This is a genomic window from Comamonas sp. 26, from assembly GCF_002754475.1.
Lineage (GTDB): Bacteria > Pseudomonadota > Gammaproteobacteria > Burkholderiales > Burkholderiaceae_C > Comamonas.
In genome coordinates this window covers 1,825,078-1,851,368 of the sequence record NZ_PEFL01000001.1, presented here as the reverse complement: position 1 = coordinate 1,851,368, position 26,291 = coordinate 1,825,078, and the positions used below count along the sequence as shown (strand labels likewise).

20 protein-coding genes are annotated in these 26,291 nt (G+C 58.3%); 12 read left to right on the top strand and 8 right to left on the bottom strand.

The annotated features are described in order from the left end of the window. The first annotated feature begins 90 nt into the window (after positions 1-90). The 7 genes from CLU84_RS08565 (at position 91) to prmB (ending at position 8,128) form a co-directional block, all read left to right on the top strand. Complete coding sequence (locus CLU84_RS08565; protein WP_099736835.1) at positions 91-1,521, top strand: polyhydroxyalkanoate depolymerase; 1,431 nt, start codon at positions 91-93, stop codon at positions 1,519-1,521. Positions 1,522-1,538: 17 nt separating this feature from the next. Beyond that, positions 1,539-2,213, top strand: a complete 675-nt coding sequence (locus tag CLU84_RS08560; protein WP_099736834.1) for an RnfABCDGE type electron transport complex subunit B — start codon at positions 1,539-1,541, stop codon at positions 2,211-2,213. A 248-nt stretch (positions 2,214-2,461) separates the two neighbouring features. Next, positions 2,462-3,667, top strand: a complete 1,206-nt coding sequence (gene dapC / locus CLU84_RS08555) for a succinyldiaminopimelate transaminase (RefSeq protein WP_099736833.1) — start codon at positions 2,462-2,464, stop codon at positions 3,665-3,667. A gap of 82 nt (positions 3,668-3,749) precedes the next feature. Continuing rightward, positions 3,750-4,583 (top strand): 2,3,4,5-tetrahydropyridine-2,6-dicarboxylate N-succinyltransferase, encoded by an 834-nt coding sequence (gene dapD, locus CLU84_RS08550; protein WP_099737947.1) that lies wholly within the window; start codon positions 3,750-3,752, stop codon positions 4,581-4,583. Positions 4,584-4,748: 165 nt separating this feature from the next. Next, complete coding sequence (locus tag CLU84_RS08545) at positions 4,749-5,912, top strand: PilT/PilU family type 4a pilus ATPase (protein WP_099736832.1); 1,164 nt, start codon at positions 4,749-4,751, stop codon at positions 5,910-5,912. Positions 5,913-5,978: 66 nt separating this feature from the next. After that, a complete protein-coding gene (dapE, locus tag CLU84_RS08540) occupies positions 5,979-7,193 on the top strand; it encodes a succinyl-diaminopimelate desuccinylase (protein WP_099736831.1) in 1,215 nt (404 codons plus the stop codon). Beyond that, the gene (gene prmB / locus CLU84_RS08535) at positions 7,190-8,128 is read left to right on the top strand and encodes a 50S ribosomal protein L3 N(5)-glutamine methyltransferase (protein ID WP_099736830.1); all 939 of its coding nucleotides are present in this window, start codon (positions 7,190-7,192) and stop codon (positions 8,126-8,128) included. The genes dapE and prmB overlap by 4 nt, the downstream gene beginning before the upstream one ends. 120 nt (positions 8,129-8,248) lie before the next feature. Here the strand turns inward: prmB and CLU84_RS08530 are convergent, their stop codons facing one another. Then, on the bottom strand, positions 8,249-9,091 hold the full coding sequence (locus tag CLU84_RS08530) for a ferritin-like domain-containing protein (RefSeq protein ID WP_099736829.1): 843 nt from the start codon (positions 9,089-9,091) through the stop codon (positions 8,249-8,251). 230 nt (positions 9,092-9,321) lie between these two features. Here CLU84_RS08530 and CLU84_RS08525 point away from each other — a divergent pair, with 230 nt between their 5' ends. Then, a complete protein-coding gene (locus tag CLU84_RS08525; protein WP_099736828.1) occupies positions 9,322-11,376 on the top strand; it encodes an ABC-F family ATP-binding cassette domain-containing protein in 2,055 nt (684 codons plus the stop codon). A 747-nt stretch (positions 11,377-12,123) separates the two neighbouring features. On the opposite strand, the gene phbB is transcribed toward CLU84_RS08525, so the two are convergent. The 3 genes from phbB to CLU84_RS08510 form a co-directional block, all read right to left on the bottom strand. Further along, positions 12,124-12,861, bottom strand: coding sequence for an acetoacetyl-CoA reductase (phbB, locus tag CLU84_RS08520; RefSeq protein ID WP_099736827.1), 738 nt, complete (start codon positions 12,859-12,861; stop codon positions 12,124-12,126). Positions 12,862-13,106: 245 nt separating this feature from the next. Further along, positions 13,107-14,288, bottom strand: a complete 1,182-nt coding sequence (locus tag CLU84_RS08515) for an acetyl-CoA C-acetyltransferase (RefSeq protein WP_099736826.1) — start codon at positions 14,286-14,288, stop codon at positions 13,107-13,109. Between the two features lie 130 nt (positions 14,289-14,418). Beyond that, a complete protein-coding gene (locus CLU84_RS08510) occupies positions 14,419-16,308 on the bottom strand; it encodes an alpha/beta hydrolase (protein ID WP_099736825.1) in 1,890 nt (629 codons plus the stop codon). Positions 16,309-16,511: 203 nt separating this feature from the next. Between CLU84_RS08510 and CLU84_RS08505 the strand changes: the two genes are divergently transcribed. Beyond that, a complete protein-coding gene (locus CLU84_RS08505; protein WP_099736824.1) occupies positions 16,512-16,838 on the top strand; it encodes a hypothetical protein in 327 nt (108 codons plus the stop codon). Here the strand turns inward: CLU84_RS08505 and CLU84_RS08500 are convergent. Both CLU84_RS08500 and maiA read right to left on the bottom strand, forming a co-directional pair. Next, positions 16,755-17,663, bottom strand: coding sequence for a polyphenol oxidase family protein (locus tag CLU84_RS08500; protein ID WP_233209976.1), 909 nt, complete (start codon positions 17,661-17,663; stop codon positions 16,755-16,757). The two genes, CLU84_RS08505 and CLU84_RS08500, sit on opposite strands and share 84 nt — an antisense overlap. Positions 17,664-17,673: 10 nt before the next feature. Further along, positions 17,674-18,339, bottom strand: a complete 666-nt coding sequence (gene maiA / locus CLU84_RS08495) for a maleylacetoacetate isomerase (protein ID WP_099736822.1) — start codon at positions 18,337-18,339, stop codon at positions 17,674-17,676. A 161-nt stretch (positions 18,340-18,500) separates the two neighbouring features. Here maiA and CLU84_RS08490 point away from each other — a divergent pair, with 161 nt between their 5' ends. The 3 genes from CLU84_RS08490 (at position 18,501) to CLU84_RS08480 (ending at position 22,732) form a co-directional block, all read left to right on the top strand. Then, on the top strand, positions 18,501-19,196 hold the full coding sequence (locus CLU84_RS08490; RefSeq protein WP_099737946.1) for a fumarylacetoacetate hydrolase family protein: 696 nt from the start codon (positions 18,501-18,503) through the stop codon (positions 19,194-19,196). Between the two features lie 164 nt (positions 19,197-19,360). After that, positions 19,361-19,921 (top strand): NUDIX hydrolase, encoded by a 561-nt coding sequence (locus CLU84_RS08485; protein ID WP_099736821.1) that lies wholly within the window; start codon positions 19,361-19,363, stop codon positions 19,919-19,921. 342 nt (positions 19,922-20,263) lie between these two features. Then, the gene (locus tag CLU84_RS08480) at positions 20,264-22,732 is read left to right on the top strand and encodes a bifunctional diguanylate cyclase/phosphodiesterase (protein ID WP_099736820.1); all 2,469 of its coding nucleotides are present in this window, start codon (positions 20,264-20,266) and stop codon (positions 22,730-22,732) included. 87 nt (positions 22,733-22,819) lie between these two features. On the opposite strand, the gene CLU84_RS08475 is transcribed toward CLU84_RS08480, so the two are convergent. Both CLU84_RS08475 and CLU84_RS08470 read right to left on the bottom strand, forming a co-directional pair. Continuing rightward, a complete protein-coding gene (locus tag CLU84_RS08475) occupies positions 22,820-25,315 on the bottom strand; it encodes a YgiQ family radical SAM protein (protein WP_099736819.1) in 2,496 nt (831 codons plus the stop codon). 295 nt (positions 25,316-25,610) lie between these two features. Continuing rightward, entirely contained in the window at positions 25,611-26,153 is a 543-nt protein-coding gene (locus CLU84_RS08470) for a PepSY domain-containing protein (protein WP_099736818.1), read from the bottom strand. Between the last annotated feature and the right edge of the window lie 138 nt (positions 26,154-26,291).

Genomic DNA, 26,291 nt, shown 5'->3' with positions numbered 1-26,291 from the left:
CATCAGATGAGGCACGAGAAGTGAATTTACTACTTCGCTTGTCAACTGCCGCTGTTATATTGCACTGCAACATAACCGCAAAAGTGCCTCATGCTCTATCAGATCTACGAAATGCAACGCGCAATGGTCGAGCCATTTGCAGACTTTGCCCAAGCCGCCTCCAAGTTTTACAACAATCCGCACTCCGTCTTCAGCAAGGTGCCCATGGCCCAGCGTATGGCGGCGGGTTTCAATCTCGTGTATCGACTGGGCAAGGATTATGAAAAGCCCCAGTTTGATCTGCTCAATGTCGAAGTCGATGGCGTTGATGTGACCATCCGCGAGCGCGTGGAAATCGACAAACCATTTTGCGAATTACGCCGCTTCAAGCGCTTTTCTGATGACCCGCATACGCTGGAAGCCATGCTCAGCCAACCCGTGGTGCTGATCGTCGCCCCCCTATCCGGTCACTACGCCACCTTGCTGCGCGACACCGTGCAAAGCATGCTCAGCGGCCACAAGGTCTACATCACCGACTGGAAGAACGCACGCACCGTGCCACTGTCCGAAGGTGAATTCCACCTCGACGACTATGTGAACTATGTGCAGGAGTTCATTCGCTACCTGCAGGGCCGCTATGGTCAGTGCCATGTGGTCAGCGTCTGCCAGCCCACCGTCCCCGTGCTGGCTGCGGTATCGCTAATGGCCAGCCGCGGCGAGAGCACGCCTTTGTCCATGACCATGATGGGCGGCCCCATTGATGCTCGCCGCTCGCCGACGGCCGTGAACAATCTGGCGGAAACGCGCAGCTTTGAATGGTTCGAGAGCAACGTCATCTACGAGGTACCCAGCAACTACCCGGGCGCAGGCCGCCGCGTCTACCCTGGATTTTTGCAGTATTCGGGCTTTGTGGCCATGAACCCCGACCGCCATGCCAACAGCCATTACGACTACTTCAAGGACTTGATCAAGGGCGACGAAGCCAGTGCCGAGCACCACCGCAAGTTCTACGACGAGTACAACGCCGTGCTGGACATGGATGCTGACTACTACCTCGAAACCATCGCCACGGTGTTCCAGGAATACAAGCTGGTCAACGGCACCTGGAATGTGCGCAACGAGCAAGGCCAGCCCGAGCTGGTTCGCCCGCAAGATATCAAGAACACTGCACTACTGACCGTGGAAGGCGAGCTGGACGATATCTCCGGGTCCGGCCAGACCCGTGCTGCGCATGATCTGTGCTCGGGTATCAAGGAAACGGCACGCCAGCATATTGAAGTGCAAGGTGCTGGCCACTACGGCATCTTCAGCGGCAGCCGCTGGCGTAAAACGGTGTACCCACAGGTGCAGGCCTTCATCCACTCCCACCAGCCGGCAGCCGCCACAGCCGCCAGCGCTGCAGGCCACCTGAGCAGTGTGAGCGACGATGCGCCCATGCCTGAAAGCATGATGGAAAACTACGAGCCCGCCGAGCCGGAAAAAACAGGTCAAAATAGCCCCCCCGCCCCAAAACAGCGCAACAACCATCGCGCCAGGGCCTAAAGGCTTACCAGACCAGCATGAACTCATCACTGTCCGCAGCCTCCCCGCTTCAAGCACTGGCTGCGAACATTGATGCAGCCCTGCCCCAGACTCAATGCACGCGCTGCGGTTATCCCGACTGCGCGTCGTATGCAGGGGCCATTGCCAGCGGGCAAGCCCCCATCAATCAATGCCCACCGGGCGGCCAGGAAGGCGTTCGCCGCCTTTCGCTCATCACCGGCCAAAGCGAAATTCCATTGAGCGCCGAGCACGGCATAGATGCGCCGCGCACGCTGGCCGTCATTGACGAAGCCTGGTGCATTGGCTGCACGCTCTGTATCAAGGCCTGCCCTACCGATGCGATTCTGGGCGCCAACAAGCGCATGCACACCGTTATTGCCGAGCATTGCACCGGCTGTGAGCTCTGCATTCCCGTCTGCCCCGTGGACTGTATTGAACTCATCAATGCCAGCGGCGAAGCCACAGGCTGGGATGCCTGGAGCCCCGCACAAGCCACCCATGCCCGCGGCCGCTACAGCGCCCACCTGCAACGCACAGGTCGCAAGGCCAACGCGCCGGTTCGCACCACCGCCCTTGCACCCGTGACAGAAGCCACGGCAGATACCCCGCAGCCAGCAGCGCCAGCCACTGATAAAAAAGCGACGATTGCCGCCATTTTGGCCAAGGCCAAAGCCCAGCGCGCCAGTCTTTGATAAAAAAGGCTCTAGCTCTTACCTATTAAGCGCTAGCAGCTATCAATTAATGAGTCTTCATGCCTTTGCACTGCAGGCTCATACCTCGCTCTTTTTGTCGTAAGCATCTGACTTTTCGCCCTGATAGCTGGCTTTTCGTCATCGATTTCGACGAAAAATACAAAAAGTGACGACGAAAAGCGTCAAACCCAGCACTTATCTGCCCTGATTTTTCATGCGGAAATGGCATCAGCCCATAATGTGCATCCATGAACCCCCTGCTCTCGCGACTCCAGCCCTATCCGTTTGAACGCCTTCGCCAGCTGTTTGCCTCCGCACAGCCTCCCGCAGGTGTACGTCCCATCAGCCTGGGGATTGGTGAGCCACGCCACGCTACGCCTGCGTTTATTGAGCAGGCACTGAGCAGCGAACTACAGGGTCTGTCCGTTTACCCCGCCACGGCTGGTATGCCTGTGCTGCGCGAAGCCTGTGCCCAGTGGGCCAACCAGCGCTACGGGATTGAGCTCAATGCCGCCACGCAGGTTCTGCCCGTCAATGGCTCACGCGAGGCACTGTTTGCCTTCACGCAAGTGGTGGTGGACAACACCCAGCCCGGTGCCCGCGTCATCTGCCCCAACCCTTTCTATCAAATCTACGAAGGCGCAACGCTGCTGGCCGGTGCCACGCCTTACTACGCAGCCAGCGATGCATCGCGTAACTTTGCCGTGAACTGGGATACCGTGCCCGAGGATGTGTGGCAGAACACGCAGTTGATTTTTGTCTGCTCGCCCGGCAACCCCACAGGCGCGGTGATGCCCCTGTCTGAATGGGAAAAGCTGTTTGCCCTGTCTGACAAACACGGCTTTGTCATTGCCAGCGACGAGTGCTATAGCGAGATTTACTTTCAGGAAGAAGCCCCGCTGGGCGGGCTGGAAGCTGCGAAAAAGCTGGGCCGCCATGATTTCAAGAACCTGGTGATGTTCACCAGCCTGTCCAAGCGCAGCAATGTGCCTGGCCTGCGCAGCGGCTTTGTGGCCGGTGATGCGCAATTGCTCAAGTCTTTTTTGCTCTACCGCACCTACCACGGTGGCGCAATGAGCCCTGTGGTTCAGACAGCATCTGTGGCCGCGTGGAACGACGAGGCCCATGTGCAGGAAAACCGCCGCCTGTACCGCGAAAAATTTGCCCAGGTCACGCCCGTGCTCTCCAAGGTCATGGATGTGAAGCTGCCCGACGCCAGCTTCTACCTGTGGGCAGGCATTCCGGCCGAATTGGGCATGGATGATGCACAATTTGCCAAAGAGCTGTATATTCATACAGGAGTTACAGTTTTACCGGGTAGTTATTTGGCCCGCGAAGCCAATGGTTTCAACCCCGGTGCCAACCGCATCCGCATGGCACTGGTGGCAGAAACGGCAGAATGTCTGGAAGCCGCTCAGCGCATTGCCCAATTTATTGAAGTCCGTACCCGCTGATACTCCCTCATAAGGCCTGCCACCGCAGGCCTTTTATGACTTAACGATTCACCTCAACTTTCGATCTTTGACCGAAAAAATCATGACGCAACAACTGCAATCCATCATCGACACCGCTTGGGACAACCGTGCCAATGTCTCGCCCTCCTCCGCCTCCAAGGAAGTGGCAGATGCCGTGGAACACGTGATTGCCGAACTCAACGACGGCAAGCTGCGCGTAGCGACCCGCGAAGGCGTGGGCCAGTGGACCGTGCACCAGTGGATCAAGAAGGCCGTGCTGCTGTCCTTCCGCCTCAAAGACAACGCCCTGATCAACGGCGGCGCGCTGAACTTCTTCGACAAGGTCCCCACCAAGTTTGAAGGCATGACTGAAGCCCAGATCGCCGCTACCGGCGTGCGCGTGGTGCCCCCAGCCGTGGCCCGTCGCGGCTCCTTCATCGCCAAGGGCGCGATTCTGATGCCTTCCTACGTGAACATCGGCGCCTATGTGGACGAAGGCACCATGGTTGACACATGGGCCACCGTGGGATCCTGCGCTCAAGTGGGCAAGAACGTGCACCTGTCTGGTGGCGTGGGCCTGGGCGGCGTGCTGGAACCCCTGCAAGCCAACCCCACCATCATTGAAGACAACTGCTTCATTGGCGCGCGCTCCGAAGTGGTGGAAGGCGTGATCGTGGAAGAAAACTCGGTACTGGGCATGGGCGTGTACATCGGCCAATCCACTCCTTTGTTCAACCGCGAAACCGGCGAAATCAGCTACGGCCGCGTGCCCAGCGGCTCGGTGGTGGTCAGCGGCAACATCCCCAAGCAAACCAAGGATGGCAAGGACTACTCCATGTACGCCGCCATCATCGTCAAGCGCGTGGATGCACAAACTCGCTCCAAGACCAGCATCAACGACCTGCTGCGCGACTGATTCACACAGCCGTGACTGCAAGCCTGCCCGCCCTCAAAGCGCGCAGGCTTTTTCATGCGCCAAATCACGACTCGGGGCCAGTCCCCCTCACACCTCGCGTAACAAGGCGCTAACATGCGCTCACTAAGAGGCCTGCGTACAGGCGGCGTAAAGGGATGAGGAAAAATGAGCACCATGGAAAAAATTCTGCGTCTGATGGCCGACAAAAAGGCGTCCGACGTGTATCTGTCGGCCCGTGCGCCGGCCATGATCAAGATCAACGGCATCAGCGTTCCCATCAACAACCAGGAACTGCCGGTTGACGCTCCTCTGGCCCTGCTGGCCGAGGTCGTCAGCGCCGAAGCCATTGAGGAGCTCAAGCAGACGGGAGAGCTGAATTTGGCCATTCCCTTGCAGGACGTGGGCCGTTTCCGTATCAGCGCCATGCGCCAGCGCGGCAGCTATGCCGTGGTCATTCGCTTTATCTCCTATCAGATTCCCTCGCGCGACAGCCTGAACCTGCCGCCCATCATCAGCGATCTGGTGATGGATAAACGCGGTCTGATCCTGGTTGTGGGCGCCACAGGCTCGGGCAAGAGCACGACGCTGGCCTCCATGATTGATGAGCGCAATGAAAGGCTCTCGGGTCATATCCTGACTGTGGAAGACCCCATCGAGTTTCAGTTTCGCAGCAAGAAATCCATCGTCAACCAGCGCGAAGTCGGCACCGATACCGCCACGCTGGGCACCGCGCTCAAGAATGCGCTGCGCCAGGCACCCGATGTGATCCTGATCGGCGAAATTCGCGACCGCGAAACCATGTCGGCCGCGCTGGCCTATGCCCAGTCCGGCCATCTGTGTCTGGCCACGCTGCACGCCAACAACAGCTACCACGCGCTCAACCGTATCCTGTCCTTCTTCCCTGAAGAGGTACGTCCTTCCATGCTGGGTGAGCTGGCGGCCTCGCTCAAGGCCGTGATCTCCCAGCGTCTGGTGCGCTCCGTCAACCACACGCGTGTACCGGCGGTTGAGGTCATGCTCAACACCAAACTCATCAGCGACATGATTCAGAAGGGTGACTTTGGCGGCGTGAAGGAATCCATGGAGAAATCCATGGCCGAAGGCTCACAAACCTTTGAAGAAGCGCTGGCTACCCTGGTGCGCAATGGCACAATCGAGCGTAATGAAGCGCTGTCCTATGCAGACTCGCCTACCAATCTGATGTGGCGTATGGATAATGATTCCAGCCGCGCACCAGTCAGCCCCATGGTCGTCACCGATGTGATGCTGCCCGACGAAGACGATCAGCCGTCCTTCACGGAAATCACCCTCGATGTCAAAACCGCCTGACCTTGCACTGCGCCTGCAGTCAGCGCCAGCAGTCCTGACATTGTTTTAGTTTGAAGCCCCAATCCCATGTCCCGGACCCTGCAACTGACCGAGCAGCTCATCAGCCTGCCTTCTGTCACCCCCGAAGATGCCGGCTGCCTTGAGCTGCTGACCGATGCCCTCAAACCCATGGGCTTTGCCTGCGAGCGGCTGGACAGTGGCCCTGCCGACTTCCGCGTGCAAAACCTATGGGCAAAACATGCTCCAGCGCAGACAAAATCTGCGCAAGGCGCTATCAAAACGGATAGACCCGTACTCGTGTTTGCCGGTCATACCGATGTGGTGCCGCCCGGCCCGCTCAAGGAATGGAACAGCCCGCCGTTTGTGCCCACGCACCGCAATGGCCGCCTGTACGGCCGGGGTGCCAGCGACATGAAAACCTCCATTGCCGCCTTTGTCGTGGCGCTGGAAGAGTTTCTCAAGGACACGCCCGAGCCCGCATTCGACATCGCCCTGCTGCTGACTAGCGATGAGGAAGGCCCTTCCATCGACGGCACCAAGGTCGTTGTTGAAGAACTGCGCAAGCGCGGCGAGCGCCTGGACTGGTGCATTGTGGGCGAGCCCACCTCCGTCAAGCAAACCGGCGACATGATCAAGAACGGCCGCCGCGGCACCATGAGCGGCAAGCTCACCGTCAACGGCGTGCAAGGCCATATCGCCTACCCGCAACTGGCCCGCAACCCCATTCACGAAGCCCTACCCGCGCTGGCCGAGCTGGCTGCCACCGTCTGGGACCGTGGCAATGACTTCTTTCCGCCCACCAGCTGGCAGATCAGCAATATCCACGGCGGCACTGGCGCAAGCAACGTCATCCCCGGCCATGTAGTGATCGACTTCAACTTCCGCTTCTGTACCGAGTCCAGCGCAGACTCTCTGCAGCAACGCGTGCATGAGGTGCTTGAGCGCCACGGCGTTGAGTACTCACTGATCTGGACCATTGGCGGCCAGCCCTTCCTGACTACGCCCGGCACCCTGGTGAAGGCCGTGCAGGCTGCCATCAAGGATGAAACTGGTCTGGATACCGAGCTCTCCACCACCGGCGGCACCAGCGACGGTCGCTTCATCGCGCAGATCTGCTCACAAGTCATCGAAGTGGGTCCACCCAACGCCAGCATCCACAAGATCGACGAAAACATTGCCGTGGCCGATATCGAGCCACTCAAGAACATTTACCGCAAGACACTGGAACAACTCCAGCGCCAGCAAACCACCACAGCGCCCAGCGCAGCGACCGCCCCATGAACGCAAGCACCTCTCCCGCCATCACCGGCAACACCATTGCCGAACTGATTGCCAGCGGCGCGCAGGCGCTGACGGCGGCTGGCGTGGCCTTTGGCCATGGCACAGCCACTGCCGAAGACGAAGCCGCATGGCTGGTTCTCTGGAAACTGGCCCTGCCAGTGGACAGCGAGCTCACGCCCGGCGCGCCAGAATCCGTATCCAATCAGGCTGTCACGCAAGAGCAGCAAGCGCAGATAGCGATGCTTTTGGAAGAGCGCATCCGCACACGCAAGCCTGCCGCCTATCTGACCAATGAAGCCTGGCTGGTCGGCGTGCCCTTCTATATCGACGAGCGCTCCATCGTCCCGCGCAGCTTTATTGCCGAGTTGCTGGCCGACGGCAGCATCGACGACTGGCTGAGCGACAAGACCACCCAAGTGCTGGACCTGTGCACCGGCAACGGCTCGCTGGCCTGCTTGGCCGCCATGGCCTACCCCGATGTGCAAGTCACCGGTGCCGACATCTCGACCGATGCACTCGCCGTGGCCCGCATCAACGTCGACAAGCATGGCCTGCAAGAGCGCGTGACGCTGCTGGAAAGCAACGGCCTGAGCGACGTGCCCGGTCCATGGGATCTGGTGCTGTGCAACCCGCCTTACGTTAACTCCGACAGCATGGGCAAGCTGCCCGCCGAATATCTGGCCGAGCCTGAACTGGCCCTGGCCGGTGGCACCGACGGCATGGACTTCATTCGCCAGCTGCTGCAGGACCTGCCTGCGCGCCTGAACAAGGATGCCGTGGTGATTCTGGAAATCGGCAACGAAAAGCCGTTCTTTGAAGCCGCCTTCCCAGGCCTGCCCATCTTCTGGCTCGATACCAGCTCGGGCGACGAGCAAGTGCTACTCATTACCGAAGAAGCGCTGCGTCACTGGTCAAATAACGCTATACCGCAATAAAAATAAGCGCAAGCAGCTATCAAAATAGCAGCATCAGACAAAAAAGGCCCGGACTCGCCAGAGTTCCGGGCCTTTTTCCATGTAGCGCATTGATGGCGCGTTGATGACTGCCTGGCGCACTTAACCGTGCGCCAGCACCCGCGTCGCCAATTTAGAGATAGGTGTTCGTATCAGACCCTCCACCCGCTGCGGCAGCAGCATGGGCTTGAGCAACATTCGCACCGCCAGATCCGCGGGCAGGCGGCTGCTGATCAGCTCGTATATACGTTGCGCCATCTCTTCCAAGGGGACCGTCGTAGCGGAAAAATACGGTCCCTTGTGCGCCCAGACATGGCGCAGCGCGATCTCCGTATCGCTATCGCGCAGCTCCTTCAGCCGTCCATACAGCGCCTTGGCAATGCGGGTGCGCCCCACCGGGGATTCGTCCTGCATCTCTTTGAAGAACTTGAGGAAGTGCTTGAAGTGGTTCACCTCGTCATTGCGAATATGACCCAGCATCTGGCTCAGCACCGGCTCGTCACTCAAATCGCGCAGCGTATGGTAGTAAGCCGTAGTGCTGGTCTCAACCACGCAGCGCGCCACCAGTTCTAGCCGCTGATCGGGGTAGAGCTCTTCCATGGTGCACAGCTGCGAATACTCGGCAAAAAAGCTGTCATAGGCCTGCTGCCAAGGGAATGCGGGCCACACCGCCTCTACATAGGCCCGCAAGGCTCTGCCGTGCTGCAATTCCTCGGCTTCCCACTGCGTGCTTAGCCAGTCCGCAATCTCGGGCCAGGCCGCGTAATGCTCAGCCAGATTAGCGGCATAGGTATCTGAACCTGTTTCGATGAACGAGGCACTCGTCAGCAGGAAGAACAAATCTTCATTGCCCTCAACGACTGTGCGCTCAATGGCCGAAAAGTCTATGTCCTCAACGCGCCAATGTGCGGCGGTCTTTGGTGTATGTGACACGTTTTGCTGCATTCGTTGCTGAACCCAGAGCTGTAACGGACTAAAAGATACGCGATCTTGCCAAGACAAGCACCTTTATTGCGTCAGATTTCACCGACATTACAGGCGAATAACAATTTGAGCTACGCGCCATCGCTTGCTTTGTACCAGCGAAATCGACGGCTGAACACTGCCTTATCACGGCAGCCTATTTCACGGGGCCGCAGGCTGGCATCCAATCACTGGGATAATCACTACCAGTCATGATCAGCCTCAAGAACATCACGCTGCGCCGCGGCACCAAAGTCCTGCTCGACCAGGTTAGCACCACCATCAACCCGGGAGAATCCGTGGGCCTCGTTGGCCGTAACGGTGCGGGCAAGTCCAGCCTGTTTGCTCTGCTCAACGGCAGCATCAGCGAAGACGGTGGTGATTTCTTCATCCCTCCGCAATGGCGCATGGCCCAGGTGGCCCAGCACATGCCAGAGACGGACGAGTCCGCTACCCAGTTTGTGCTGGATGGCGACACACGTCTGGCCGAGCTGAACGCCAAGCTGGCCGTAGCCGAAGCCTCTGAAGACGGCATGGAAATCGCCCAGGCCTATATCGACTTAGGCGATGCCGGTGCCCATGATGCGGAAGCACGCGCCCAAGCGCTGATTCTGGGTCTGGGTTTCAAGGTCTCGGAGCTGAGCCACCCCGTCAACAGCTTCTCGGGCGGCTGGCGCATGCGCCTGCAACTGGCCCGCGCGCTCATGGCGCCAAGCGACCTGTTGCTGCTGGACGAGCCTACCAACCACTTGGACTTGGACGCTCTGGTCTGGCTAGAAGCCTGGCTCAAGCGCTACAGCGGCACGATGATCGTCATCAGCCACGACCGCGAGTTCCTGGACGCCATCACCAACGTCACCCTGCAAATTCAGGGTGGCCAGATCAACCGCTACGGCGGCAACTACTCGCGCTTTGAAGAGCTGCGCGCCCAGCAGCTTGAGCTGCAGGCCGCCAGCTTTGCCAAACAGCAAGAGAAGATGGCGCACCTGCAGAAGTTTATTGACCGCTTCAAGGCCAAGGCCAGCAAAGCCAAACAGGCACAAAGCCGGGTCAAGCAGCTCGAGCGCATGGAAAAGATCGGCCCTGTGCTGGCCGAAGCCGAATTCACCTTCGAGTTCAAAGAGCCAGCGAGCTTGCCGAACCCGATGCTGGCCATCAGCGATGCCTCTTTTGGCTACACCGATGAAGAAGGCAACCAGACCACCATCCTGCGCGGCGTCAACCGCTCGGTGCTGGCCGGTCAGCGTATCGGTATCTTGGGCGCCAACGGTCAGGGTAAGTCGACCTTGGTCAAGACCATTGCCCGCGAGATGAAGCAGCTGGCAGGTGAAGTCACCGAAGGCAAGGGCCTGAACATTGGCTATTTTGCCCAACAAGAACTGGACGTGCTGCGCCCCAGCGAAAATCCGCTGGAGCACATGATCCGTCTGGCCCGCGAACTCGGCGCCGCAGCCCCTGCCGCCAGCCGCGAGCAAGATCTGCGCACCTGGCTTGGCACCTTCAACTTCAGCGGCGACATGGTCAAACAGGCCGTGGGCAGCATGAGCGGTGGCGAAAAAGCCCGCCTGGTGCTGGCCATGATCGTCTGGCAGCGCCCCAACCTGCTGCTGCTTGACGAACCTACCAACCACCTGGACCTGGCCACCCGCGAAGCGCTGGCGATGGCAATCAACGACTTTGACGGCACCGTCATGCTGGTATCGCACGATCGTTCGCTGCTGCGCTCGGTCTGCGAAGACTTCTGGATGGTTGGCCGCGGCGTTGTGGGCCCCTTCGATGGCACGCTGGACGACTACCAGCGCTACCTGCTGGACGAATCCAAGCGCCTGCGCGAAGAAGCCCGTCAGGCAGAGAACAATGCCCGCACTGAAAAGCCTGCGGAAGTTCAGGCTCCGGAGCCTGTAGCGCAAGTCGTACAAGCAGTTGAAGCTCCTAAAGTAGAAGCTATTGCCGTCGCTGCTGCTGCAACCGCCGCCATGGCTGACCCCAAGGAAGCCCGCCGCCTGGCCGCCGCCGCGCGCCAGCAGCTGGCCGACAAGACCAAGCCTTTCAAGAAAGAGTTGGAGCAGATCGACAAAAAACTGCCTCAGCTCAACACCCAGCGCAACACGCTGGAAGAAAAGCTGGCCACATCCGGTCTGCCCGCTGGCGATATCGTCGAAGCAGGCAAGCTGCTGAGCAATGTGAATGGCGAAATCGAGCAGCTGGAAGAGCGCTGGCTTGAACTGTCGGAGCAAATCGAGGCGCTGACTACCGAAGTTTGCTAAGCGCCTTCAGCATTAGCCCGTAGTACTAAAAATAGCGGCCAACCTATGCCAGTCATAGGAAGGCCGCTATTTTTTTGAGTTCTCAAAAAACATCACTAAACGCGGGTTTCATTTACTTGCTTAATTAATTCAGCTTGCTGTCAACCAGCAGTCAGAACCACACGTTGAACACTCAAAGGAGTGAACTGCAATGACCAACACTGTGACCGACACCGCCCAAGCACTGCCCACAAAGGCTGCCGCAGCTATGTCCTCGATGGCTTGGCCCTGGGATGAACGCGATCGCAAGCGTGCCCCTGCCGCAGCGTGATTCCGGACTCGATAAAAATATTTTAAAAATTTTCAAAAGCTGTCAACCAGCTGAATCTCTCAAGCGTTGTACAGGCATACAGGAGAACTTTCCCATGCAAATCCTCAACATCATGAACATCTGGCCCGAAGACGAACGCGATCGCAAGCGCTAAGCGCTCATCCGCAATACGGCGCAATATGCGCTGACTATTGCAGCCAGGTGCCAAGGCAGTCGGCACTGACAGGCCACTGAAACACAAGCCTCACTGCCGCTCTGCAAGCCACTTCAAAGTGGCACAACCGCCAAAACCCGCAAGAATCATTTCTGCGGGTTTTGTCATTTCTGCGTCTGATTTACCAAACTTGAGTCTTTTAGACCTCTAGCACTTACATCACAAGCGCAAGCAGCTACAAGAAAAGGAGCCGAAGCTCCTTTTTGTTCGATGCCTGAAAGGCTTAGTGCATGTGCAGGCCGCCGTTGACCGAGAAGTCTGCGCCGGTGGAGTAACCACCTTCTTCCGAAGCCAGCCACGAAATGATCGAGGCGATTTCAGAAGGCTCACCCAGACGCTTGACGGGCACGCCCGACACGATCTTGTCCAGCACATCGGAGCGAATGGCCTTGACCATGTCGGTACCGATATAGCCAGGGCTGACCGTATTCACTGTCACACCCTTGGTTGCCAGCTCTTGCGCCAGCGCCATGGTGAAACCATGCATGCCGGCCTTGGCTGCCGAGTAGTTGGTCTGACCGGCCTGGCCCTTGGCGCCATTGACCGAGCTGATGTTGATGATGCGACCCCAGCCCTTTTCCGACATGTCTGCCACCACTTGCTTGGTGACGTTGAACATGGAGTTCAGGTTGGTTTCAATGACTTGCTTCCAGTCGTCTGGAGTCATCTTGATGAACATGCGGTCACGTGTAATGCCCGCGTTGTTCACCAGCACATCAATGTTTCCATGCTCGGCCTTGGTCTTTTCAAAGGCTTCAACGGTGGACTCCCAGTCCCCCACGTTGCCGACCGAGGCATAAAACGTGTAACCCAAATCCGCTTGCTCTTTCAACCACTTCTCGGCATCACGCGATGGGCCGCAGCCCGCGATGACCTTGAAGCCGTCTTTATGCAAACGCTGGCAGATTGCGGTCCCGATGCCGCCCATGCCACCCGTGACGTACGCTACTTTCTGACCCATTCATCTCTCCTGTCAATCAATCAATGGTTATTTCACGATCACTATTAACGACAAACATTATTTAGTTTTTGTTTATCGTTATGGACGCCACACACCCTGCACTCTGGCCATTCCAGTATGCAACGTGGTTCGTCCGACTGCGCCCGCAACAGCTATTTTTGTCTCGTGATCTTCCCTTAGGTAGATACGAAGCAGCCGTCTGAGGGCAACTCAGACCACGCCAGCTGGCGTGGCCTCAAACAGGTTTAGCAGGCTTCAACAGCCATGGCAACGCCCATGCCGCCGCCAATGCACAGACCCGCCAAGCCCTTCTTGGCACCACTGCGCTGCATCTCATGCAGCAAAGTCACCAGAATGCGACAGCCAGATGCACCGATGGGGTGACCAATCGCGATGGCACCGCCGTTGACGTTGACCTTGGTCTTGTCCAGACCCAGCTCGTTGTTCACGGCGCAGGCCTGTGCAGCAAAAGCTTCGTTCAGTTCGAACAGGTCCACATCGCCTGCCTTCCAGCCAGCGCGATCCAGCGCCTTGCGGGCGGCATAGATGGGGCCCAGGCCCATGACTTCAGGAGCCAGGCCGCTGGTGGCGTACGAAACGATCTTGGCCAGAGGCTTCAGGCCCAGAGCCTTGGCCTTGGCAGCAGTCATCACCACCACCGCAGCAGCGCCGTCGTTCAGACCGGATGCATTGCCTGCCGTAACCGAGCCGGCCTTGTCGAAGGCGGGGCGCAGCGTGGCCAACACATCGGCATTGGTCTTGCGGTTGATGTATTCGTCCGCATCAAAAACTACGGGACCGCCCTTGCGCTGGGGAATCACCACGGGAACGATTTCGCTCTTGAATTTGCCCGCATCTTGCGCAGCCGCTGCCTTTTGCTGGCTGGCCAGCGCCAGCGCATCTTGCTGCTCGCGGCTAACGCTTTTTTCCTTGGCCACGTTTTCAGCGGTAATGCCCATGTGGTACTGGTTGTAAACGTCCCACAGACCGTCCACGATCATGGTGTCGACCATCTTCCAATCGCCCATGCGCTGGCCATCACGCGAACCGGGCACAGCGTGGGGAGACAGGCTCATGTTTTCCTGACCACCGGCCACCACGATTTCACTGTCGCCCGTAGCCACAGCCTGCGCGGCCAGCATCACGGCTTTCAGACCAGAACCGCAGACGGCATTGATCGTCAGCGCAGGAGTTTCCTTGGAAATGCCAGCAGCCATCATGGCCTGACGCGCGGGGTTCTGACCCACGCCAGCCGTGAGTACCTGGCCCATGATGACTTCGCCCACTTGATCCTTACCCACATTGGCGCGCGCCAGGGCTTCGGTAATCACGGTTGCACCCAGCTGGGTCGCAGGAATCTTGGCCAAAGAGCCGCCAAACTTGCCCACCGCCGTACGCACGGCGGAAACGATAACGATGTCTTCCATTGCTGACGAACCTTTCTAGGTTTCTTACAAGTGATGCATGCTGCGGGCCGCATCTTGTTCATCGCAAAACCCGCATCCTCTTATCTACCACAGTGCTATTGCAGCACTGCGGCATGAAGCCTTAGCGTCTTCAAACTTTGGCCAGGACGTAGCGGCCTGGCGCATCTTCGATAGCGGCATAGTCCTTGGCACGGCCATAAGTCTTGGGGGCCGCGACTTGCTTGCCTGCGTGGCTGCCCAGCCAGGCGCTCCAGTCCGTCCACCAACTGCCGGGGTACTCCGTCGCACCCTTCATCCAGTCGCCAAACGTGGCCGGAAATTCACCATCCTCACGCAGCCAGTGGCTGCGTTTGTTCTTGGCGGGCGGATTGATAACGCCAGCAATATGGCCCGAAGCCCCCATGACAAAGCGCAGATCGCCGCCCAGCACCTGGGTCGAGGCATAGGCCGCGCTCACCGGCACGATATGGTCTTCACGCGAGCCATAGACATAGACCGGCAGCTTGACCGCGCTGATATCCACCGTCTCGCCGCACACCGTCAGCGCGCCGGACTTGGTCAGATTGTTTTCCAGATAGAGGTTGCGCAGGTACCAGGCGTAGAACGGGCCGGGCAGATTGGTCGAGTCGCTATTCCAGTACAGCAGGTCGAACGGGGGCGGTGTCTCGCCCTTGAGATAGTTGCCCACCACATAGTTCCAGACCAGATCATTGGGGCGCAGAAAGCTGAAGGTCGAAGCCATGTCCTGGCCCTTCATCAAACCGCCCTTGCCCATTTGCATCTCGCGCAGGCGCACCATGTTTTCGTCGATAAAGATATCGAGAATGCCGGTGTCGCTAAAGTCCAGAAGCGTGGTCAGCAGCGTCATGCTGGCCACCGGGAACGGTGTGACCTCGGTTTTGACCGTGGTCTTGCTGGCGGTCTTGGCCGCAGCACTGCGGCTACGAGTGGGCTTGACTGCAGGCTGACCATGCTCACGGTTATGGCGCGCTGTCAGCACCGCCATGGCCGTGGTCAGCATGGTGCCACCCACGCAAAAGCCCAGTACATTGATTTGCCGCGCAGCGCAGATATCCTGCACCGTGCTCACGGCCTTGAGGACGCCGTTTTCGATGTAATCGTCCCAAGTCGCGCCGCTCAGGCTCTCGTCGGGATTGCGCCAGCTGACCACAAACGTGTGGTGCCCTTCGCTGACTGCGTAGCGAATGAGGGAGTTGTCAGGCTGCAGATCCAGAATGTAGAACTTGTTGATGCAAGGCGGCACCATCAAGAACGGCTTTTCATAGACCTTGGCCGTCAGCGGCTTGTATTCGATGAGCTGGAACAACTCGTTCTCAAACACCACTGCGCCTTCGGTCGTGGCCACGTTCTTGCCCACGGTGAACAGGCTCTCGTCGGTCATGGAGACATGACCTTGGCGCATGTCAGCCAGCAGGTTCGAAATGCCCTGCGCCAGACTCTCACCCTTGGTTTCGACAATCTTGTTCAGCGCATCCGCATTGAGCGCCAGAAAATTGCTGGGTGCCATGGCGGCCACCCATTGTTCTACAGCAAAGCGCACGCGGCTGCGGGTTTTATCGTCGCCCTGCACGGCTTCGGCCATGCCTGTCAGCATGCGGCTGCCCAGCAGATAGTTGGCCGCGGCCATGGCGGCCACGGGGTTAGCGCTCCACTCGGGCTTGGAAAAGCGCTTGTCTTTGGCCAGCATGGCCTGAATCGTCTGCGCGTCGCTCAAAGACTGAAAGGCTTTGACATATTCCTGCTGCAAGCCTTGCAGCTTGGGTGCATCAAACTGCACGGACTGGCCGACAGCCCCCGCCATTTGCGGCATGGCAGATTTCAGCGCTTCCATCATCCCGCCCCATGATTGGGGGGTGCCACCCAGACCAGGCATGCTGGCCAAGCCTGAAGGGGCGCTTGCCTGCAATTGCTGAAGCGTCTGGAGGCTTTTGCCCCACTGCTCCTGCCAGAATTGTTGAATAGATTGGCCTGCTTGGCCCCAGCTCGGGTCAAAATTCATGCTTACATCCTCATCAAGGCAAGCGACCGGCGATCTCAGGGTCAGGGGCGCTTGCGGAATCTGCAATACGGCTCACACGGCGGAATTGTCACCTATGCGCCTGTCAGTTCTGATGAGTATTTTTGGCATTTCGCCGATATGAAGCCGTTTTGACACAAACAACACATGCACCCGTTTCAGGGCTGGTGCTTTATGGGAGCTCCATGTACCTCGTTGCAATCGCCTGGATGTACGTTGTCTTGATGATGACAATTGCCGAAGCGGCCAGCCCTGGCGGCACCCTGCTGGGTGCGTTTTTTACATTTCTTCTTTATGGTTTGCTGCCGCTTTCCATCCTGCTCTATATCCTCGGAACCCCTGGCCGCAAGCGCCGTATCAAAGCCCTGCAGGAGCAGGAAGCACTAGCTGCAGCACAAGCCAAAACAAGTGCCACTGCAGGCCCTCAATCAGGCATCTCGCCAGATGCTGGCGGCCAGTCGCCCACTGCTTCCCAGACGCCCCGCATCACGCCTGTGCGAGAAGAAACGTGAGGCATTTCTGACCGTGCACCAGGGCTCGCTGCCATCGTTACCAAAGATGGCAGTCATGCCTAATACCTCAAGCCGCTGACGCGCAAGTTGCGGCAAATTGGCCAAATATTTGGTATTAAGTATCGATATAGGTACAAAACATTGCGCCGCAGCGGGGTCATGGGCCACAAAGATGTCGCGGACCTCTGCGCCCACTTCAAAAAACTCTGGCCCTATGCAGGGGCCTAGCCAGACCTGAGTGTGTGCCGCAATCTGGCTCACTTCTTTTTTGATAGCTGGTAGCGCCTGCTGCGCTTGCACTTTCTGGCAAAAAGACTCAAAAAGGCTCTCCAGCACGCCCCCCGCCAAAGGGCCATCAGCCGCGGCTCTTGAAGGCGGCATACCCGCCAGCCCCCGCCAGCCCGCATGGGCCGCGCCCACGACGAAGCCTGAATCATGGGCAAGCAATACTGGCAGGCAGTCCGCCACCATGATGGTGCAGACCACGCCAGCATCGCTCGTCACGCAGGCATCAAACGCTGCGCCATTGGCGCTGGCGACATTGCCTGCATCCAGCGCCAACACATCCACACCATGCACCTGCTGCAAAAACGCGGTGCAGGCGCCGGGGGTCTGCGACTGAATGGCAGCGCTGAACAGCTCGCGGTTACGACGCACATGGGCTGGATCATCGCTGACATGGTCGCCCAGGTTCATGCTGCCCCAGGGCTCCTGGCTCACCCCTCCCTCACGGGTGGTACAGACGGCATGCACGCCCGGCACAGCAGGCCAGTCAGGAATCAGCCATGACTCTGGCCATTGCGGGTGGTTTTGCTTGTCCGTCATGGCTTGCTCATCACTCCGCATCAGGGCAGGCCGATGGGTGAGCCTGCTGAAAAGCGGGCAGCGCATTACAACGCTCCACCACGCCCATTAGGCGCGGCAATCCATCCAGACTGATATTGAAGCGCTGGGCGTTATAGATTTGCGGAATCAGGCAGCACTCAGCCAACGTCGGTGTGTCACCCCAGCAAAACAGCGAGGCAGGCAGGCCAGCGGCTTGGCGCTCTGCATCCAGCAGCGCCAACTGGCGCTCAAAAGCTTCCAATCCTGAGCGCGCCCAGTGGGCGTACCACTCGGTCTTGACTTCATCGCTCACACCGACCTTATGCACCAAATACTTGAGCACGCGCAGATTGTTGAGCGGGTGAATCTCGCAAGCCACCATCTGCGCCAGCGCCCGCACATGGGCTCGGCCCAGCGCGTCGCCCGGCAGCAACGGCGTTTTGGCATGGGTCTCATCGAGATATTCGATGATGGCCATGGACTGGGTCAGCCAGTGGCCCCCATCGGTGACCAGCGCGGGCACCAGCGTATCGCCCACATGGGCCGCATAGGCCTGCGCCTTTTGCTCGCCGCGCACCAGATGTACGGGCACAGATTCATAGGACAGGCCTTTGAGTTGCAGCGCAATGCGCACGCGATACGAGGCGGATGAGCGAAAGTAGGTATGCAGCTTCATGATGTATGCAGCATAGCGCGAGCCACCGCAGCAACGGGCTTATTGAGGGCCGCATACGTAATAGCCGACATACGCCACGCATCTGCCCCGCCAGCGCCGTGGCACACTGTTTGCCACATCAAGCAATGCTGATTTCAGCGCGTTTTCCTGTAGAGGACTTCATGAGTTACGTGTTCAATCCCCCTGCCGTTGCGAGCCTGCCTGTTGTGGGCCATGGCGAGCGCTTTCCCATTCACCGCATCTACTGCGTGGGCCGCAACTATGAGGATCACGCCAAGGAGATGGGCTTTACCGGCCGCGAGCCGCCCTTCTTCTTCATGAAGCCTGCCGATGCCGCCGTGCCTGTAGACGCGGATAGCAGCGTGCAGCTCGCCTACCCCACGCTGACACAGAACCTTCACCACGAAATCGAACTGGTCGTAGCCATTGGCAAGGCCGGCAAGAACATCAAGGCCGCCGACGCGCTGCAATACATCTATGGCTACGCCGTGGGCCTGGACATGACACGCCGCGACCTTCAAAACGAGATGAAGAAGCAGGGCCGCCCCTGGTGCATTGGCAAGGCATTCGAGCAGTCAGCCCCCATCGGCGCCATCACGCCTGCCGATCAGGCGGGTGATCTCGTCAACGCCGAGATTTCTTTGCAGGTCAACGGTGCAGACCGCCAGCGCAGCCATATCAACAAGCTGATCTGGAACATTGCCGAAACCATCGAGCATCTGTCAGCCGCCTGGGACCTGCAGCCCGGTGACCTGATCATGACCGGTACGCCCGAAGGCGTGGCTGCCGTGGTCAAGGGCGATGTGCTGGAAGGCGCTGTGACCGGCCTGTCTCCCATCAAGGTACAGATCGCCTGATACAGGTTATGTAAAAACCCTGAGCACGCGCCTGAGTGCACTAGCATTAAGCGTGTCTTGCACAACAAGGGAGTCACACCGAGTTATCGGTTTGACTCCCTTTTTAATAGCTGGTTGCGCATAATCCACCTGCGCTAGCGGCCTGATTTGCTTATAGTTGCGACATGATTTTCCGCAACCCCATCAAGTTCTGCCGCAATTGCGGCACCGCAGTCACCTACCGCGTTCCTGACGATGGGGACACGCGCGAGCGCGCCGTTTGCCCGGCGTGCAACACCATCCACTATGAAAATCCGCTCAACGTCGTTGGCACCCTGCCAGTAATGGACGACGGCCGCGTGCTGCTGTGCATGCGCAACATCGAGCCGCGCCGGGGAAAATGGACCCTGCCTGCGGGCTTTATGGAACTGGCCGAAACCACCGCCGGTGGTGCTCAGCGCGAAACCGATGAAGAAGCCGGTGCCGATATCGAGATGGGCAAGCTGTTCTCCATCATCAACGTTCCGCAAGTCGGTCAGGTGCATTTCTTCTACCTGGCCCGCCTCAAAAGCGCGCAGTTCTACCCCGGCCCCGAGACCATGGAAGCCCAGTTGTTTGCCGAGGCCGACATTCCTTGGGAAAACATTGCCTTTAGAACCGTCAAAGTCACGCTGGAGCGCTTCTTTGCTGACCGCAAGGCAGACCTGCTGGAGCAACCCCTGGTGCACTCCATCGACCTTGCTTAAAGAGCAAACAACATGGTGAAACACGGCCAATTCATGGGCTGGGTACGCAATTCTTATGCTCAGTCTTGGGAAAACTAGAGCATTTGTCTTACGTGAAACTCACTTTTGCAGGCTAAAAATTACTTATGCACACATTTTACGTACTAATTAGCCTGCATCATTTTTGATGCTTAAAGAATCTCTAGGCATGAGGCTTAGGTCATTAAGAGGGCTTCAGGGAGTTATTGGCCGTTAATAGATATTAGGTATTTCGTTCTTTTGATTTCGCACAGTCACTAAACGCCAGCGACCTCTTTAATGTCTGATTTCTTCATTCAAAGTTAAACCACTCAATGAGGCGTCATGAAGGCATCTATAAGCCCCACACTGAAGTCTCAAAAACTGCTGCAGCGCATCTGGGCCGTTGCGCTTCTGGTGCTGATCCTGATGCTCAGCGCCAGTTGCAGCTTTTACCTGCTTTCAGCCGTCCGCGGCTTTGTCAACGGCGAGAGTCTCTGGTCCAAGGCGCAAAAGGACGCGATTTATTCGCTCTCCCGTTATGCGGACGAAGGCAACTCAGCGGATCTAGCGCGCTATGAAAAGGCTTTACTCGTCCCTCGCGGCGACGCCGATGCACGCAACGCCCTCTACAACACGCCGCTGCGCCTTGACCTGGCGCGCAAAGGCATAGAGCAGGGTCAAAATCATCCCGATGATGTCAACAGCTTGATCTGGCTGCTGCGCACCTTTCGCTACTTCCGCTGGGTGCAAGAACCCGTGGCCTACTGGACCATGGGGGACCAGTACCTGGAGCAGCTTGATGCGCTGGCCCGCGAAATCAAACAGAGTTACGAGGTTGGCAGCGTCACCCCGCAAGCCATCAATACCTGGAAGCGAGAGATTGATCTCATCAACCAAGGCGTGAGCGCCCTCACCCGTGCTTTCAGCGACTCCTTAGGAAAAAGCTCGCGCTCCATGGTTGTGATGCTGCTGACACTTAATGGCAGTCTGGCCCTGCTTTTAGTTGGCCTGTGGGTCTGGAACACCTGGAGACTGGTACAGCTGCGCGAGCAAATGGAAATCGGTATGAACACCGAAAAAGAGCGCGCCGAGACCACACTGGCAGCACTGGGTGATGCGGTCATCACCACCGATCAAAAAGGGCTTGTCAACTACATCAACCCCGCCGCCATCGGGCTACTGGGCCTGCAAAAGCAGAGCTATATCGGCAGGCCTATCAAAATGGTGCTGCAGTTCTACACCACAGACTCGTCTTTCAACAGCGAATCCCTTTTGGACCAGCTGATGGGCGAGGCCATGATTGTGCGTGACGAGCAAACCCACTGGGTGCGCCGTTTCGATCACAGCATCGTTCCGGTCAAGGTTCTGGGCTCCACCATGCAGCACCAAGGCAGCGCCACAGGAGCCGTCTTCGTACTACGCGACGTCTCGCGCGAGCAGCAGTACATGGATCAGCTGTCATGGAACTCCCGCCACGACACGCTGACCGGACTGGAAAACCGGGGAGAATTTGAGCGCCACCTGCAAAAGCTGCTGACGCAAGGGCTGCACCAGGTCAAGCCCTGCGCACTGCTCTATATCGACCTTGACCAATTCAAGCTCATCAATGAAACCAGCGGCCATTCCGCGGGCGATGAGGTGCTGTGCGAAGTCTCGCGCATGCTGCAGCACAATCTGCGTGAAACCGATTGTCTAGCTCGCATGGGCGGCGATGAGTTTGCCGTGCTGCTGGAAAACTGCCCGCCTTCGCATGTCTCATCCATTGCCGAAAAACTGCGCGCAGCAGCTCAGAAGCTGCAAATCAACTGGGGCGAAAAAACGCTGCGCACCGGCTTTTCGATTGGTGTCGTGCATATTCCCGGCGACTCATCCAACGCCTCCGATCTGCTGCGCATGGCTGACATGGCCTGCTATCAAGCCAAGGAACGCGGGCGTAACAAAGTCTTTTTCTACACCGCCGAAGACGGAATCCTCAGCCGCTACGTCAGCGAAATGGAATGGGCCACGCGCATTCGCATCGCGCTCGATGAAGATCGCTTTTGCCTGTATGCCCAGAACATTGCCCCGCTGCAAACCAGCAAGCACAGCAACAAACACCATGGCATGCACTTTGAAGTTTTGCTGCGCCTGCGCGATGAAAACGGGCAAATTCTCGCCCCTGGCAACTTTATTCCTGCGGCAGAGCGCTACGGACTCATGCCAGCGCTCGACCGCTGGGTCATCTCCCAATCACTGCAGACACTGGCCCAACAACCGGGCTATGCCAAGCTGATCGACACCTGCTCCATCAACCTCTCAGGTGCCAGTCTGGACGATGAAAACTTGCTGGAATTCATCAAAGCCCAGATGCTGGAGCACAACATTCCACCCGATATGCTGTGTTTTGAAATCACCGAAACCAGCGCTATTGGCAACCTCAGCAACGCTATCCGGCTGATTCAGGCACTTCGTGCCATGGGATGCCGCTTTGCACTGGACGATTTTGGTGTGGGCATGTCATCGCTGACCTATCTGAAACAGCTGCCCGTCGACTATCTCAAGATTGACGGCGGCTTTGTACGCGACATGCTCCATGACAAAGGCGACTACGCCATGGTGGAGATGATCAACCGCATCGGACAGACGCTGGGCAAAAAGACCGTCGCCGAATTCGTCGAAAGCCGCGATATTGCTGAAGCACTGATGCACATGGGCGTGGACTATGTACAGGGCTATGCCATTGCCCGCCCCAAGCCTATGACCGCCGAGTACTTTGCCCCCACACAAGAAAACCAGCTACCTCAGTGGTGCGGCAAACTGGCTTTGATTTAGCACCACGGCAAACCACTGAAAAACCGCGCTCCCAGATGCAAAAACGACGCTTAAGCGTCGTTTTTGTTTTGTGGGCGTCAGCCCAAATTAGCGCGACTTGCCAGACTTAGCCACAGGTTTAGCTGCAGCCTTGAAAGCTGGCTTGGCCTTGCCAGTCACGCCCGCACGCGGGGGCAGGCCTGTGTGCTGGCTCAGCATCTTGCCCGGCTTGGGTGCTGCAGTACGGAAACGTACATCACCTTGCGGCTCGCTATTTTCCTGCGTACGGCGGCGCACCGCCACAGCTTTGCCATCCTTGTTAGTGGTGTAGCCCACCCCAGCGGTGCTGCCGGTGCTATTTTTCTTGCGAGCACTCTGATAGCTGCCATCCACCAAGGGCTGGAAGGTCGGAATCAGATGCTGCTTGCCGTTACCAATCAGGTCAGCGCGTCCCATGTGCTTGAGTGCTTCACGCAGCATGGGCCAGTTGTTCGGGTCGTGGTAGCGCAAGAAGGCCTTGTGCAGACGGCGGCGCTTTTCACCGCGCACGATGTCCACACGCTCTTCTTGCTCGTCACGCATCTGGCGGCGCACCTTGGTCAGGGTATTGCGACCAGAGTGGTACATGGCCGTGGCCGTGGCCATGGGGCTGGGGTAGAAGGTCTGCACCTGATCGGCGCGGAAACCGTTTTTCTTCAGCCAGATGGCCAGATTCATCATGTCTTCATCGCTGGTGCCGGGGTGGGCTGCAATGAAGTAAGGAATCAGAAACTGCTTTTTACCGGCTTCTTCACTGAATTTTTCAAACAGCTGTTTGAACTTTTCATAGCTGCCGATGCCCGGCTTCATCATTTTGTTAAGCGGGCCGGCCTCGGTGTGCTCAGGCGCAATCTTCAGGTAGCCGCCCACGTGGTGCTGTACCAGCTCCTTGATGTACTCGGGCGACTTGACAGCCAGGTCATAACGCAGGCCGGAACCAATCAAGATCTTCTTGATGCCGGGCAGCTTGCGCGCACGGCGATAGATCTTGATAAGCGGCGCGTGGTCGGTATGCAAATTCGGGCAGATGCCGGGGAACACGCAACTGGGCTTGCGGCAGGCGGCTTCGATCGTCGGACTCTTGCAGCCTAGACGGTACATATTGGCCGTGGGGCCACCCAGGTCAGAAATGGTGCCGGTGAAGCCCTTGACCTTGTCGCGGATCTCTTCCAGCTCATGGATGATGGAATCTTCCGAGCGGCTCTGGATGATGCGGCCTTCATGCTCGGTGATAGAGCAGAAGGTGCAGCCGCCAAAGCAGCCGCGCATGATGTTGACCGAGGTGCGAATCATCTCCCACGCGGGGATCTTGGTCGTGCCATCGTGGCTGCCATTTTCGTCGGCGTAGCTCGGATGTGGGCTGCGAGCGTACGGCAGGCCAAACACCCAGTCCATCTCAGCAGTGGTGAGCGGGATGGGGGGCGGGTTCATCCACACGTCTCGTGCGGTCACGCCTTCGCCGTGAGCTTGCACCAGGGCGCGGGCGTTGCCGGGGTTGGTCTCCAGATGCAGCACACGGTTAGCGTGGGCGTACAGAACCGGGTCGCTCTTGACTTCTTCGTAGCTGGGCAGGCGCAGAACGGTGTGATCACGCGCGGGCATGCGGTTTTTGCTGCGCAGTGACAGATTGGGCACAAACTGAATCGGCTGCACATTGGCAACCGATGCACCACCCGCCTTGTTCTGGCCGCTGGAGCATGCCGGGCCCATGGCCTCGGCTTGTGCTTTTTCACCGTCTTCCTTGGAGCAGGTCTGGCCTTGTGCCTCGGCCTGCTCGCTGGTCGTCATATAGGGGTTGATGTGGGGCTCGACTTCACCCAGCTCATCCACGGTGGTCGAATCAACTTCAAACCAGCCTTCTTCAGAGGCGCGGCGGAAGAAGGCAGTGCCACGCACATCGGTAATTTGCTCGACCGGCTCGCGTGCAGCAATACGGTGAGCCACTTCGACCAACGCTCGCTCGGCGTTGCCGTACAGCAAGATGTCGCACTTGCTATCCACCACGATGGAGCGGCGAACCTTGTCGCTCCAGTAGTCGTAATGGGCGATACGGCGCAGCGATCCTTCGATGCCGCCCAGCACGATGGGCACATCTTTGTAAGCCTCGCGGCAGCGCTGGCTATAGACGATGGCAGCGCGGTCAGGGCGCTTGCCGCCCACATCGCCGGGGGTGTAGGCATCGTCAGAGCGAATTTTGCGATCAGCCGTGTAGCGGTTGATCATCGAATCCATATTGCCGGACGTCACGCCCCAGAACAGATTGGGCTTGCCCAGTGTCTTGAAGGCTTCGGCGCTATTCCACTCAGGCTGGGCGATGATGCCCACGCGAAAGCCTTGCGCCTCCAGCACGCGGCCAATGACGGCCATGCCAAAGCTGGGATGGTCCACATAGGCGTCGCCCGTCACCAGGATGATGTCGCAACTGTCCCAACCGAGCTGCTCCATTTCCGCGCGCGAGGTCGGCAGAAACTTGGCCACACCGAAACGCTTGGCCCAGTACGGCTTGTAGCTGGTCAGCGGCTTGGCGTCGCGCTGGAAAAAGGAAACGTCAACCGGGGCGTTCATGTGGATTTGTGGGCTGTGAGCCTGTACGGGAAAGAGCTCGCCAGTGTACTTTTCATGGCCCAGCCTTGCACGGGCAAGGTCTTGCGATCGCCGCTAGCGAACTATGCAATTCATAGCAGCATGCGTCATGTATTCGAGCGATTGACCGCCATTGCTCGTCAAAACTACCTCTAAGCAAGCGCCGCACACTCTAATATTGATAGCGCAAAGCTGCTCCACCCTGACGGTGCGGTCTGCAAAGCCGAGGCCACCACAGCAGATTGGCAGCCCGGCCTCGCTACCTGCTCAAGACCCTTCAGTCTTTTTTACTGCCGGTGACCTGACCGGTCATGGCATCCAGCTTGATCTTCATGACCTGGCCATTGGCCTGCAGCACCTTGACGCTGTAGCTGGTTTTGCCCCAGTCAGAATCCAGGTCCGCCTCCACAGCCTTACCAGCCGTATGAGCGGTCGCCGCAGCAATGGCCTGATTCAAGGACACCTTGGCTTCGCCGACCCTCTTCACATCCTTGTTCTTGGCCTTGCCCTTGTTCTTGTACAGGGCCGCCTCGCCGTTGCTGGCATTGACATGTACATCCACCTCTTCGTTCGCCTGCGTCAGCAGCTTGACCTCGTAATGCAAACCCGCACCCTGCTGGCCATGACCATCCCTGTCCAGCTCGGCCTCCACAGGTTTGCCCGGCACCGTTTGTGCTGCCTTTTCAATGGCCTGCTCCAGGGACAAAGTGGCTTGACTGGTGAGCGCCTGCCATTCAGCCCCTGACTTGGCCAGAGCAGGTAAAGCGGCGGCAGACAGAGACAAAGCGGCAGAAAGAGCGACTACGCGAAATGGATTCATGACTCGACTCCTGGTTGGTTGACAATCTTCAATGCCCGATGCGCCGGCAGCTTTCTGCCAGCCATGGGCATACCCTAGGCTTTTTATCTCGGGACGGCTTGTCCTGAATCAAGCACCCGCATCATCATGCCTCGGTTT